Genomic DNA, 14,586 nt, shown 5'->3' on the forward strand with positions numbered 1-14,586 from the left:
CGGGTCCTATTCCGCTCCGGCGCGCGGCCAAGGACCTTAACTGGCCTTGAAATCAACGGTAATCAAGGCTAGCCCTCCGGTTCTAACCGGATGGAGAATGATGGACAAGGGCGTCGCGCCAAAAGTCAGTTTCGTGTCCTTGGGGTGCCCCAAGGCGCTGGTGGATTCCGAGCGCATCATCACGCGGCTGCGCGCGGAAGGCTATGAGCTGGCGCGCAAGCACGACGGCGCGGATCTCGTTATCGTCAACACCTGCGGCTTCCTCGACAGCGCCAAGCAGGAATCGCTCGGCGCCATCGGCGAGGCCATGGCCGAGAACGGCAAGGTCATCGTCACCGGCTGCATGGGGGCCGAACCCGAGCAGATCGAGCAGGCCTACCCCGGCGTGCTGTCGATCACCGGTCCGCAGCAATATGAGAGCGTGCTCGACGCCGTGCACCGCGCCATCCCGCCGCTGCACAATCCGCACCTCGATCTGGTGCCGCCGCAGGGCATCAAGCTGACGCCGCGGCACTACGCTTATCTGAAGATTTCCGAAGGCTGCAACAACCGCTGCACCTTCTGCATCATCCCCAAGCTGCGCGGCGATCTGGTGTCGCGCACCGCCGATGACGTGCTGCGCGAGGCCGAGAAGCTGGTCAATGCCGGCGTCAAGGAATTGCTGGTGGTGTCGCAGGACACCTCCGCCTACGGCATCGATCTGAAATACGCGCCCTCCAAGTGGAAGGACCGCGAGGTCCGCGCCCGCTTCTATGATCTCGCCCGAGAGCTCGGTGAACTCGGCGCCTGGGTGCGCCTGCAGTACGTCTACCCCTACCCGCATGTCGACGAAGTCATCGGCCTGATGACCGAAGGCAAGGTGCTGCCCTACCTCGACATCCCGTTCCAGCATGCGAGCCCCGACGTGCTGAAGCAGATGAAGCGCCCGGCGGCGCAAGACAAGACGCTGGGCCGGATCAAGGCCTGGCGCGAGCAGTGCCCGGACCTGACCTTGCGCTCCACCTTCATCGTCGGCTTCCCCGGCGAGACCGACGCTGACTTCGCCTATCTCCTGGACTGGCTCGACGAGGCCGAAATCGATCGCCTCGGCTGCTTCAAGTACGAACCGGTCGGCGGCGCGACGTCCAATGCGCTCGCAAATCCCGTCCCCGACGACATCAAGACCGAACGCTGGAACGCCCTGATGGCGCGCCAGCAGAAGATCTCTGCGCGCCGCCTCAAGCGCAAGGTCGGCACTCGCCAGCAGGTGATCATCGACGAAGTCGGCCCGAGCGTCGCCAAAGGCCGCTCCAAGGCGGATGCACCGCAGATCGACGGCAACGTCTACGTCACCAGCCGCCGCCCGCTGCGCGTCGGCGACATCGTCACCGCCAAGATCGAGCGCGCCGACGAATACGACCTGCACGGGACCGTGGCGGGGTTCTGACATCAACGCTTGACACCACCTGCCGTTCGGCTGTATTGCCGCGCCCCATGACATTGACCCGGACCATCATCCGCGCAGACCGCCGTCGTCGCTCGTTCGACGATGATGGGTCGCGCCGTGTCCGACGACAAAGCTGAACAACTAGATCAGCAACGTTTTCGAGAAGGCCGCGCCCGCAAGGTGCGGCCTTCTTGCATTTCGGCCCGCGTTTTCAGCCCAAACCTTCAACCTCGAGCCTTCAACCCCAGGAGAAGTTGCCATGACCGTTGCGATCCATCCGTTCGATGCGCTGATGGACATCACCGCCCGCCCGCCTGTCGTGTTCGCGCGCGGCGAAGGCGCCTGGCTGTGGGACGACACCGGTAAGCGTTATCTCGATTTCGTGCAGGGCTGGGCCGTCAATTGCCTCGGCCACTCGCCGCCGGCGATTGCCGAGGCGCTGGCCGCACAGGCCAAACTGCTGCTGACCCCGAGCCCGGCGTTCTACAACGGCCCGAGCGTCAAGCTGGCGAAAGCGCTGGTCGACCACAGCTGTTTCCATCAGGTGTTCTTCACCAATTCCGGCGCCGAGGCTAACGAAGGCGCGATCAAGCTCGCCCGCAAATACGGCGCCCTGCACCGCAACGGCGCCTACGAGATCATCACCTTCGTGGGCGGCTTTCACGGCCGGACGCTGGCCACCATGTCGGCCTGCGGCAAGGCCGCGTTCGAACCGCTGTTCGAGCCGAAGGTGCCGGGCTTTCCGAAGGCCAAGCTCAACGACATCGACTCCGTCAAGCGACTGATCGGAGACAAGACCATCGGCGTCATGCTGGAGCCGATCCAGGGCGAAGCCGGTGTGTGGCCCGCGACCGATGAATTCCTGCAGGCGCTGCGCGCGCTGACACAGGAACATGGCCTGCTGCTGATCGTGGACGAGATCCAGAGCGGTTTCGGCCGGACCGGCAAACTGTTCCACTATGAGCACGCCGGCATCACGCCCGACATCATGACATTGGGCAAAGGCATCGGCGGCGGCGTGCCGCTCGCGGCCCTGCTGGCCACTGAAGCTGCGTCCTGCTTCGCCCATGGCGACCAGGGCGGCACCTTCAACGGCAATCCGCTGATGTGCGCGGCCGGCCTCGCCGTAATGCAGCAGGTCGCGCAGCCTGATTTCCTGAAAGCCGTGACCGCCAGCGGGCTGTTTTTGGAAAGCGAACTGCAGCGGCTGTCCGCACGGCACGGTCTCGGAAACGTCCGTGGCAAGGGACTGCTGCTCGCCCTCGACCTGAAGCGGCCGATTGGAGCTGCCATCGTCGCCCAGGGATTGGAGGACGGCGTGCTGCTCAACGCGCCGCAGCCGGACACCCTGCGCTTCATGCCGGCGCTCAACGTCACGCGCGAGGAGATCACGCAGATGATCGCAATGCTCGACGCCATCTTGCGCAAGCTCGGCGTGGCACGCTGCGTCGGATGATGTGAGCGCTAACAATCAGCGACGGCGGCCGTCACCGATGGCCGACGTCGCCCCAAATTTCAGGATGCGACAAGGATACAAGTTTATGCAAATGCAGCAGTTGCCGGCGGACTACGACATCTCGACGGACACCCATCGCCTGGACGTGGACGTCATTCACCAGTTCCTGACGGAAGACGCCTATTGGTCGCGCGGAATCCCCCGCTCCGTCGTGGAGCGGGCGATCGGCAACTCTCTCTGCTTCGGTGTGTATCATCGCACCGCGCAAGTCGGCTTTGCCCGCGTCGTCACGGACAAATCGACCTTCGCATTGCTGGCCGATGTCTTCATCCTCAGGGAGCACCGCGGCCAGGGCCTGTCCAAGGGGCTGGTGCGTAACATCGTTGCACACCAGGATTTGCAAGGCCTCCGGCGTTTCCTGCTGGTGACGTCGGACGCCCATGGCCTTTACAGCCAATTCGGCTTCGAACCGGTCGGAACTCCGTCGCGGTTCATGGAGGTCGTGCGGCCGGATATCTATCGGTCTGCCTGATCGTGCTCCGATGAATGATCGCGGAGCCTGCGGCATGCCCTACTTCACGTGCTGTGCATTTTGTCACTAAATCGAAGGTTAAACGTCCTTTTCGCCACAACCTCAGCATGGCAATATCGCGGGACAAGGCGTTTTCATAACGGACAAGGCCGTCGCGCGGCATACCTCATCGAACGACACGTCGGAGGAACGCGAGTCCGCGCGCACACAGCTTGCCAGCTAGGAAGGGCAGATGCCACGAGCTACGGATCGTCAGGCGTCCACGATTGCGTTGCCCAAGCTCACTCTGCCGAGTGGGGGCGGACAAACCGGCGCCCCGCCGACCGCCTTTGTCGCCGACGAAAATCTCGGCAGCGGCACGCTGATATTTCCGTTCGACTTTCCGGTGGCGCGAGAGCTCACCCTGCAGCTCGCCATCAGCTATGCGAGCGGCGGCGGCAGCGGCCTGTTCGGGGCCGGCTTCTCCGTCGATATCCCGAGTTTTTCCCTGAACACCCGTTTCGGCGTGCCGCGCTACGACGGCAAGGATCCCGTGACCTTCGCCGGTGACGACCTGGTGCCCGCGCTGCTGCCGGACCCCGAAGGCCAATGGATTCCAGAGGTCTTGCGGCGTACCGAAGACGGCGCTGCCTTCGACGTCATGCGCTATCAGCCGCGGATCGAATCCCAATTCACTCTCATTGAGCATTGGGTCGAAATCGCCTCGCGGCAAAGCCACTGGCGCACCACCAGCACCGACAATGTGGTGAGTGTCTATGGAAAGACGCCTGCAGCAAGGGTTGCCGATCCATTGGATCAGAGCCGCATCGTTGAGTGGTTCATCGAGCAAAGCGAAAATCCCAAGGGAGAGCGGATCGCTTTCCACTATATCGCGGAAAACCGCGACAACGTTCCCGATCGCCCCGCCGACCAGGGTGGTATCGTGGCGGCGAACCGCTATCCACACCGCATCGCCTACGGCAATTACATCGTGGATGGCGCGAACGGCGATGTCGAGCGTTTCGCCTATGAGATCGTCTTCGATTATGGCGGCTTCGATTTCGATGCGCCATTGCAACCACCCGCATCCTGGCCTGTGCGGAGCGATCCTTTTTCCAGCTACATCTCCGGCTTCGAACGGCGCACCCTGCGGCTGTGCCGAGGCCTGCTTGCCTATGTCAGTTTGCCCGAACTGTTTGACGGCCGCAGGACGCTGACGCGCGCCTATCGATTTGGCTATGAACAGCAGCCGTTCGTCGCCCTGCTCACCTCCATTGAGCAGATCGGCTATCGCTGGCAGCCGGACGGCACCACCTGGTCGCGGGCCGCGATGCCGGCGCTGAGCCTGACCTATTCCGGCTTCACGCCCGCGGCAGGAACGTTTCACACTCTGACCACCGCGCAGCGGATACCGGCCGCGCCGGGTTATCTCGATCCCCCGGGCTTCCAGCTGGTCGATCTCAATGGCGACGGGCTGCCGGGAATTCTGCAAAGCACCGCCAGCTCAACCATCTATTGGAGCCCGGACGGTAACGGTCGTTACACCCAGGACGGACCTCGTCAGTTTCCGATTGAGCGCGATCTCGGCCGACCTGACCTGGCCCTGCTCGACCTCGACTCCAACGGCCATCTCGATCTGGTCGTCACGTCGCCTTCGCGCGCCGGATACTATCGCCATGAAGACGCGCAATGGCACACCTTTCAGCCTTTCGGGAATGCACCCACCAGTCTCGCGAATGAACAAACCCAATATGTCGATCTCAGCGGCAATGGCCTTGCCGACCTCGTGCTGTTTTCCGGCCGCAACCTGCTGGTCTATCCCTCGCTCGGCTCCGACGGATTCGGGCCGGCGCAGCGACGGACTCGGCCGTTTCCGCTGGCATCGCCCGGCGACGGCACCATGCTCACCACCTTCGCCGACATGTTCGGCGACGGCCTGCAGCACTGGGTGGTGGTCACCAACGGCGAGGTCAAATGCTGGCCCAGTCTCGGCCGCGGCCGTTTCGGGTATCCGGTCATCTTCGACAATGCGCCACGGTTCGGCGCCGAGTTCGACGCACGCCGGATCCTGCTGCTCGACGCCGACGGCTCGGGCTGTGCCGATCTCCTCTACCTCCTGCCCGACCGCGTCGAACTCTATCGCAACCAGAACGGCAACGGCTTCGCGCCGCCGATTTCGATCCCGCTGCCGGAGCAGGCGACCACGCTTGATCGCATCACGACCGCCGACGTACTGGGCACCGGCTGCGCCGGGCTCGTCTTTACGGACGTCATACCGGCCGCGACCCAGAGTTTCTATGATTTCGGCATCGATGGCAGCGCCAACGGTACCAAGCCTTACCTTCTGGTCGAGACCGACAACCATCTCGGCGCCCTGACGCGCATCGCCTACCGCTCGTCGACGCAATGTTTCCTCGACGACAAACACGCAGGCCGGCCGTGGCTGACGCGGCTGCCGTTTCCGGTGCAGGTCGTCGACCGCCTCGAAGTGCTGGAGCAGGTCACCGGCAGTCGCCTGGTCCGCACCTTCAGCTATCACGATGGCTATTTCGATGCGGCCGATCGTGAATTCTGCGGCTTCGCCTGTGTCGAGCGCCGCGACAGCGAGAGTTTCGACACGTTCAAGCGCAGCGGCCTGTTTGCGTCTGCGGATTTCCATGCCGGCGAAGCCCCCATCCACCAGCCGCCAGCCCTGACCAGGACCTGGTACGACGTCGGCGCCTACGATCCCACAGGCGCACTCGCCAGGGCCCAGCGGCTGCAGTATTTCCAGGGCGATCCGGACGCCGCTCCGATATTGGGCAATCGTCTGGATCCGACGATCTGGGACTATTCCAGGCCACTGCTGCGGCAGGCCCAGTCCGCCAGCAAGGGCCGCATCATCCGTGAGGAAATCTACGGCGAGGACGGCTCGGCGCTCGCGGCGGTGCCCTACAAGGTCACACAAAATCGCCTCTTCATCCGTCTGCTGCAGCCGACTGCGGACAATATCTTCGCATCGTTCCTGGTCGCAGATTGCGAGACCATCGTCTACGACTATGAGCGCGAAGCGAACGATCCCCAAGTGTCGCACAGCTTCGCGCTGGAGATCGATGCCTTCGGCAATGTGGTGCGCGATTGCGGCGTGAATTATCCGCGGCATCCCAAAGTCGGTGCAGGCGACGACAACCCGGCGACCGGACGCGTGCCCGAGCAAGATGTACTGCACGCCAGCGCCACCCTGACAGACGTCATCAACGTCACCGACGGGATGCGCTGGATCGGCCTCACCTGCCAGGAACGAACGCTGCAGTTGCACGGGCTCGATCCGGGGCCCTCCGGCTATTTCAGCTTCGAACAGATTGGCAAGCAGGTCGAGCAGGCTCTTGCCGACACCGTCCCCTATGCCTCACCATTCAAGCCGGCAGCCCGGCAGGCCCGGACGCAGGACATCTCCCGTGTCTATTTCTGGAATGAAACGCAGACCGCGGCGCTGCCGCTCGGACAGACCGGCACCCGCGCGCTGGAGCATCACGAAGCAGAGGCGGTGTTTCCCGATGGCCTGCTGCGCGCGCAACACTTGTTCAGGGCATCGGCGAGCCTGATTCCGGAGCTCAACCAGGCGATCCTGCCCGTCGCGCTGCGGGACCAGTTCGCTCTGGCCAGCATCGCCTTGCCGGCGGGTGCGCTCAGCACCGTGACCGTGGTGACGTCCAGCCAGCTCTGGACAGTGACGGATCTGTCAACCGGCCAGGCCTATCCGATCGCGGTTGACGGCTCGGACCTCCTGGTCACGCGCGAAGTGCTCGGCACACTGGCGGATGGCTTGCCGGAGCAGGCTGGCTACGCCCTGGAGGACGGGTACTGGTGGAACCGCGGCGAAGTTGGCATCTACTTCACCGCCCCAAAGCAATTTTACATGCTGTCGGCGATCGAAAACCTGTTCGCGGCTGCAGGCTCGACGCTGCATTCGAAATCGGTGCTGAGCTACGATCAGGCGCAGCTGCATGTCACGACACTCTCGCAATGGCTGAGCGACAGCGAGCAGAACGTCACGCGGCTGGCGATGGATTATCAGGCGCTGCTTCCGGCGTGGGTGACCAACCCCAATCTCGTCGTCAGTGAGGCGCTGTACGACCCGCTGGCCCGGCTGATCGCAACCTCGCTGCACAAGGGCGCGACCGGCGACAAGCCGCTGTCGGACTATGTGGTGCGGACGGGCGCCACCCTGTCCGATGTCGTGGCACGACCGGCCTACTACCTCCAGGGCGCGTCAAGTTTCCAATTCACGGATATGTTCGCCTGGAGCACCGATCGGCGGCCGACAGCGGTGTGCTCGCTCGCGCGTGAAACCCATGTCAGCGATCTCGTCGCGGGAGAGGTGTCCGCCATCAAGCTCGAGATCGGCTTCAGGGACGGGCTGGCCCGCGAAATCGAGATCAAGAAAGTCAGCGATCCCGGCGAGGCCATCATTCGGACACCTGCCGGCGCCCTCGCCCGCACCGCCGATGGCGCCGTGCAACGCGCCGTCGTGGCTGAGCGCTACTGGGTCAGCGGACGCACCGTGTTCAACAACAAGGGCATGCCGGTCAAAGTCTACCTGCCTTATTTTTCCAACACCCCGCTGTACGAGGATCGCACGGATGTCGCGGAGGCCGGCCTGCTGCCGCCCCCGACCATCGTTCATTACGATGCGCTCAACCGTGCCACGCGGGTCGACACGCCAAAGAAATTCTTCAACCTGAATGTTTATCGCGCCTGGACACGCTGGCTTTACGACGAAGACGACACCGTCAAGCAATCGACCTACTACCAGCTCAACATCGACAATCCGCAGACACCGCTTGCCGAACGCGAGGCGTTGCGCAAGGCTGCGATTTTCAACGACACCCCGGATGTGCTGATCCTCGATCCGACCGGCGAGCCGGTTCGGCGGGTGCAGATCCAGGTCGAGGCGGATAACGGTGTGCCGGGCGCGCCGCGGTATCTGACCACACGGCGAACGCTGGACGCCGACGGCGGCACCATCGCCATCGCCGACCCGCGCCTGATGGCGCTGACGCCGCCGGTCGACAATGTGCAGTTCCTGCTCGACATGTCGGGTACGGCGCTGCTCGAAGTCGCCGTCGATTCCGGACGCCGCGCCCAGTGCGCCGACATCAACGGCAATCCGATCCGGCTGTGCGACGGACGTGGCGTGGAGATCGCCAAATCATACGATCGTCTGCAGCGTCTCGGCGACATCCGTGTCCGCAGCAGTGCGGAGGCGCCATGGTGGACGGCGGAACGGATCGTCTATGGTGAGGGCCAGGCCGGCGACATCGACCATAATCTGCGCGAACAGGTCTACCGGAGCTTCGACCAGGGCGGCACCGCCACCTATCCGGATTACAATATCCAGGCCCAGCCGCTGGTGCTGGAACGGCAACTGACCCAGGCCTATTCCGGCGAGATCGACTGGAGCCAGACGACACCGGCGGCTCTCGAGGCCGTCCCGCTGGTCGAGCGCTGGCGCTACGATGCGCTGCGTCGTGTCACCGAGGAGCAAAGTCCGGATGGCCGCCGGATCGTTCCGCGTTATGGCCCTTCTACCCTCCTCACCTCGCTGACGCTGGAACAGGACGGCACGTCGCGGCCGATCGTCACCGAGATCGAGCACGATGCCTCCAACCAGAGGGTGCGCATTGCGCTGGCCAACCAGGCCGTGTCGCGCTTCGACTATGAGCCGACCACCCTGCGGCTGCTCAACGTCAAAACCGAACGTCCGGACGCCTCCGGCACCAAGACGATCCAGGATCGCAGCTACACCTACGATCCGGTCGGCAACGTCACCCAGACCCGCGACAACGCCCGTGAACTGGTGTTCTTCCGGCAACAGGCGGTCTCCCCGGTCAGCGACTACACCACCGACTCGCTCTATCGGCTGCTTCGCGCCACCGGTGTGCAACAGCCCGCGCTCGCGATGAACCGCGAGAACAACCCTCGCCCCTACGACGTCAACAACCGCGAGGAGCTCGAGACCTATCTGCAGACATACACGTATGATGACGGCAACAACCTGACGGAGATGCGTCACACCGCGGCCTCCGGCAACTGGACCCGCCGTATCGCGATTGCGCCCTTGTCCAATCGCGGCGCCCCGGTCGACGATCCCCTGGCGGCCTACGACCGCAACGGCAACATGACCGATCTCGGCGCGCTCTCCGGCATGGAGTGGAGCTGGCGCAACGGCCTGCTTGATGTCGCCAGCATCAAGCGCGAGCCCGGCGACGCCGACGACTCCGCCTCATTCCAGTATGACGCGCGGGGGCGCCGGCTGCGCAAAATCGTCCAGCGCAAGATCTCTGCCAACGAGACCGAGCTGGAGGAGACCGTCTATCTCGGCGCCTATCAGCGCCGCCGCATCATTCGCGTGCAGAACGGCAGCTCGCAGATCATTCTCGAGCGCCACGATCTGCAGATCCTGGACGACCTGCGTTATGGCGAAACCTCGTCCGGCGGCGATGCCGCATCCAATCGCGATGCTCATGGCGGCGACACCGTCACGCCGGTGCCGCGCAGCGACGGCCGCCGCGCCTTCGCCACTGAGTATCGCTGGACTATCGACGAACGCGGGCGCGAAACCAGCTCGCTCGACACCAGACTGACGCGTTACCCACTGCTGACGTTCCTGGGCTCGATCACCATCGAGCTCGACGATGCCGGCAGCGTTGTCAGCAACGAGGAGTATTATCCCTATGGCGTGACCGCGGCGTTTTCGGCGGTGGCGCCCGGCGAACAATCCCTGAAGATGTACCGCTACGTCGGCAAGGAGCGCGACGCAACGACCGGGCTATATTACTTCGGCGCACGTTACTACGGGCCTTCCTTGGGCCGCTGGCTCAGCGCCGATCCGGCCGGCTTCAATGACGGCACCAATCTCTATCTCTATGTCGGCGGAAACCCGGTCAGCTACACCGATCCGACCGGATTGGCCAAAGCCAAGAACAAGGTGACTGTCTCCGACCTGCAGACCAAGCTGGCCACTGCGAAAGGCAGGCTGAAAAAAGCAGAGAAACGTGTTGCGCAGGCCGAGTCCCAGGTCCAGGCCAACAAGGGATTGAAGCTCTACGCCAAAAAACTGCTCGAGGCCCGCAGAGAACGCACCAGTGCCCGAGCTCAAGTCACGCGAATTTCGAACCAGCTGATCAAGCTGAAGAGCGCCTCCTCCTCGACTATCCCGACCATACCTGGGTTTTACAATCCCGGCGGCCCACTGGTGATCCTGCAGCCGCCGACCCATACAGGCTCCGGGGGCACGATCGTCACGAGTCCGCCGTCCACGGCCTACATTGCCGACCTCCACAAGACGCAGCGATCGTCGGCGGTCGAAAGCGATGTGCGCAACTACTCGCTGATGGCGAACAGGTACATCCAGTCGCAGCCCAGCAAGCAACTGGTCTGCGTCTCCAGCGACCGCAAGACCACCGGTTCGATCGGCTATCAGGCCGGTCAGATCGCCACCAAGGAGCGTGATCTCGCCAACACGGCCTCGTCGGGCACCTATGCGTCGGATCAGGTGGTCGGCCATGTGCCCGATGTGGCGGCAACCGGGCTGCCGTATTCCCCGCTAGGCTGGTTCCAGCAGACCAAAATCTCCAACAGCATTGTTGGTGGCGGCCTCTATGCCGGCCGTGTCATCACCGTGTATCTGGTCAAGGAACAGGACGGCAAAGTCTATCACTACAGTTAGCGCGTTTTCCAGCGAAGTGGATACCGGTTCGCTCGCGACAAACGCGAAGCGTTTGCGCGGAGAAAACGCGTCAAAGCAAAATGCGAGAGCCCCGTTCCGATTTGATCGGAACGGAAAAGGCTCTCGCCGGCATCGGCCCGTGCGATAGCATTTCCGTTCAAGAGCCCTCGCTGCGCGGCGTCAGCTCCACTGCACGCGCAGCCGCGAACGTCCCTTGCTGTCGACGTAGTCTTCAATGCCTTTCAGGCCCGTGAGCGAATCCCGGTGGGCGATCTGCCGCCACAGGTCTCCGTTCACGATCATGTGGGAGGACGCCGACATGATCATGAGCTGCTGCACGTCCACCGCGCCGCCGGTCAGCAGCGGCGACACCGCGTAGGCGAGATGTTTGTCCAATTCGAAGCCGCCGAGCTGATGCCGCGCCTGGGCGATGCGCCCGTGGTAGGCATCGTTGCGGACCCCGTTGAGGAAACCGCCGTCGAGGAAATGATCGAAATTGTGATAGTGGCAGATCGGCTCCAGGGTCACCGCATAGAGCTCATAGACCTTGGCCGCGCCGCCCTTTGACAGCTCATCCTCGCGATAGGCGAACTGGTTGCCCAGCACCGACTCGCCGAAACAAAGATAGCCCGGAGGATGATCGCCCCAGGCGAATTTCCAGGTCTCGACGTCGTTCCACCAGCGCATGCTGCGCGCGGCATCGTTGTCCCAGCCGAACAACCGATAACTGCCCGCCAGCAGGTCCAGACCGTCGCTGAGCGCCAGCATCTGCCTGTGCCGCTCCGGCAGCCGCGCGAACAGCGGCCCATGATCGTCGCCCGCGAGCCCGTCGTGCAGGCGCAGCGAATCGAGGATCGCGCCATCGACTTTCAGCGGCGTGCCCCCGTAGAGCGCATCGAGAAACTTGCGCGGCGCGGAACTGGTGGGCTTGGATGGCTTCTTGCTCATTCAGGAACCGTGGCTTGCGCTGCAAGGAGCGCAGCGGACCTTCTACCCATATACGAGAGCCCTGCCACGGAAAAGGCGACGATCATGCCGCCTTGGCATCATCCGATGTTGCTCGCAAGAGGGCCGTGCACGAGCCTTCTGCTATGGGTACGGAATCGGTTCCGGATAACTCGCATTCTCGTAGCTCGGGCCGAATGCATCGTAAGGCGTGAGGATGACCTCGTAGCTGCTGCCGGCCTCGACTGTGTAATCGACCGTCACGGTCGTGGCTTCACCGTCCTCAACGTCGAAGTTCGTCAGACTGACCGAGTTCTGCACCACGGACACATAATACCCGAGCACCGGATCCTCCAGAACGGCCGGGACCCAATTCACGGTGACCTTGGTCGCATCCGCACAGGCACGGAATATGACCGGACGTCCAGAGTTGGGATCGATCGGCGGCGGAGGGAACGGCACCGGTGCCGCAAAACTGGCATTGTCGTTCGACGGTCCCTCCGCCGTCTTTGGCGTGACCGTCGCCTTGCAGTCGGCGGCGGCCGTATAGTTGACGGTGATGCTGGTGTCGGTGGCCTTGGCATCGAAACTGGTGGGGGTGCCGCCCTGAACCAGCGTGATCAGGAAGCCATCGAGACCTGTGATCGTGTAGGTCAGCCAGGTCACCGTCGTCTTGCCGTCCTGGCTCTTCGTGCTCGCAATGACGACGCGGTCACATCCCATGGCCCAAGGCTCCCTTAGTTCGCGGCCGTCGCGGACGGGCCGGATTGTGCCAGTCCCGGCTCGGGCAGGCCCTGCATCGTCTGGTCGCCGACCAGCAGCCCGTCCGCATAGAAGCTCGCCCCACGCTTGGGCGCGTGCTCGGCGCCCTGCGGACGCAGCGCGATATTGTAGACCTTGCCGCCATACGGCTGCCGCTCGACCGCGGCCACCTTGCTGGCCCCTTTGGCTGTGACAAGGGAAGTGCCGACCGTCAGATGCCAGGCGGCCGTCCATCGTGGTCTGCCCTGGTCGTCGGAGCCGATGATCACCGGATGCTCTCCGGTCATCCGGGCCGCAGTGCCGTCTTCCGCCGTGACCACGATCAGCTCGGCCTCGTCGCCACTGAGTTTGCCGAACGCCTCCCACGGCCGGCCATCCGGGCCGAGCACCAGCTCATGCGGCGTGATGTCCTCGATGGGCTTCTGGGTGTGATCGGCCATCGTGACCAGCGTGCCCACCGGCAGGCAGCCCCATTGCAGATCCACATTCCTCACAATCAGCGTGTTGGCCGACCCGCGTTCCAGCACGTTGGAGACGATGGCAGTGACGGTGGACGGCCTGGGGGCACCCGGCTTCTGAACCGCGACAGTCCAATACATGTTGAACGCCAGGCCGCTGTGCGGCTGATAGCAGGTCTCCCCAAAGATCAGAGCCTGCGGTCCCAGGATGGACCACGTCACCCCCTGACTGTCGCCCGTCGGCTTCGTCTGGGCCAGCACCTGTAAGCCGAGGTTCGCGTCCTGCCCGGAACAGGTGGTGCCGTTCTGGCTGTTGATCGCAGTGACCTGCAACTGGGCCTTGATCTTGCCCCCCTCAAGCGCGAGCGGATAAGGCATCATGATCGTCCCGGCGAGCGGCACGACCACCTTGGTGGGATTGACTGTGCCCTGCGGGAATGGACCGAAATCGCAAGCCTGCGGCCATGCGGGCTCCGGATTCGCGCGGTTGAGGCAGATCACGGTCTTGCGATTTTGCGAGTTGTTGGGAGCCGTGACCACGATCGACTTCGGCGGCGGCAATACCGCGGCGGTGTGGCGCTGAGTGCACGGCGTGCCGTCAGTCATGAAGGTGGTGAACAAGGCGCCGGCCTGCGGTGGCTTGTCCTCGTCGATCTTCCCCAACGCGGGCGGGGCGTCGGTCAAGAGCGTGGTCTCCTCTTTGTGGCTGAGGCCCGATCCATCGGTGACCTCGTTGCCGTTGGAGTCCAGTACCACCAGCACGGTGCCGAAATTGCGGACATCCTGTGGCTTGCCGGCGAGAAACGTCGCTTGCATTGTCGCGGCCGTCAGCTTGTCGCCGCTGATCGAGCCGACGTCCATGAACAGACCGTTGGCCTGATGCTGTTTCAGGAACTCGCCGCACTTGTCGAGATTGGGACGCATGGCCTGCACGCCGCCAAGAACGGACACGAGGCGGGAGGCCGCAGGGCGGCGCGCCGCCTTGTGCAGCAGATCCATCATTTTGAGTTCGCGCGCATCGGTGAGATCGACCGGCACCAACCCCTTGCCGTTGGTGTCACTCAGCCAGGCCATCAACTGACGTCGCTCGGCGGCCGAAAGCGTCGAACGCGCCTTGGCCGCGCGCGGCGGCTGATAGGCGTACTGGGCCTGGATCGCGGCCTCGACGCGGTCGGCACGAGAGGATACGGGAGCCGCGGTGAGACTCGCCGGCAGCAGCAATGCGGCGAGCGCCGCGATCAACACATAGACACGCTTCATCGGGCTTCTCCGGTCGCATTGATGACATGCCATCGCGGACTCCTGGTCGTCCCCGTG

At 63.7% G+C, this 14,586-nt stretch carries 7 protein-coding genes; 4 read left to right on the forward strand and 3 right to left on the reverse strand.

Annotated features, from left to right (window positions below; translation table 11 throughout):
• Positions 1-100 precede the first annotated feature (100 nt).
• The 4 genes from rimO to RS897_RS32475 all read left to right on the forward strand — a co-directional run bounded on the left by rimO (position 101) and on the right by RS897_RS32475 (position 11,104).
• Positions 101-1,426 carry a 30S ribosomal protein S12 methylthiotransferase RimO gene (gene rimO / locus RS897_RS32460; RefSeq protein WP_315838816.1) on the forward strand — a complete coding sequence of 442 codons (1,326 nt, stop codon included), beginning with the start codon at positions 101-103 and terminating at the stop codon, positions 1,424-1,426.
• Between the two features lie 259 nt (positions 1,427-1,685).
• Positions 1,686-2,882, forward strand: coding sequence for an acetylornithine transaminase (locus tag RS897_RS32465; RefSeq protein ID WP_315832764.1), 1,197 nt, complete (start codon positions 1,686-1,688; stop codon positions 2,880-2,882).
• 85 nt (positions 2,883-2,967) lie between these two features.
• Positions 2,968-3,414 carry a GNAT family N-acetyltransferase gene (locus RS897_RS32470; RefSeq protein WP_315832765.1) on the forward strand — a complete coding sequence of 149 codons (447 nt, stop codon included), beginning with the start codon at positions 2,968-2,970 and terminating at the stop codon, positions 3,412-3,414.
• Between the two features lie 232 nt (positions 3,415-3,646).
• The gene (locus RS897_RS32475) at positions 3,647-11,104 is read left to right on the forward strand and encodes a SpvB/TcaC N-terminal domain-containing protein (protein ID WP_315832766.1); all 7,458 of its coding nucleotides are present in this window, start codon (positions 3,647-3,649) and stop codon (positions 11,102-11,104) included.
• 180 nt (positions 11,105-11,284) lie between these two features.
• Here RS897_RS32475 and RS897_RS32480 read toward each other — a convergent pair whose 3' ends face one another.
• The 3 genes from RS897_RS32480 to RS897_RS32490 all read right to left on the reverse strand — a co-directional run bounded on the left by RS897_RS32480 (position 11,285) and on the right by RS897_RS32490 (position 14,529).
• Positions 11,285-12,052: an SMI1/KNR4 family protein gene (locus tag RS897_RS32480; protein WP_315832767.1), complete on the reverse strand. Its 768-nt coding sequence runs from the start codon at positions 12,050-12,052 to the stop codon at positions 11,285-11,287.
• A gap of 141 nt (positions 12,053-12,193) precedes the next feature.
• Positions 12,194-12,772: a hypothetical protein gene (locus RS897_RS32485; RefSeq protein ID WP_315832768.1), complete on the reverse strand. Its 579-nt coding sequence runs from the start codon at positions 12,770-12,772 to the stop codon at positions 12,194-12,196.
• Between the two features lie 14 nt (positions 12,773-12,786).
• Positions 12,787-14,529, reverse strand: a complete 1,743-nt coding sequence (locus RS897_RS32490) for a Hint domain-containing protein (protein WP_315832769.1) — start codon at positions 14,527-14,529, stop codon at positions 12,787-12,789.
• Positions 14,530-14,586: the final 57 nt, after the last annotated feature.

Source organism: Bradyrhizobium prioriisuperbiae, from assembly GCF_032397745.1.
Taxonomy (GTDB): domain Bacteria; phylum Pseudomonadota; class Alphaproteobacteria; order Rhizobiales; family Xanthobacteraceae; genus Bradyrhizobium_A; species Bradyrhizobium_A prioriisuperbiae.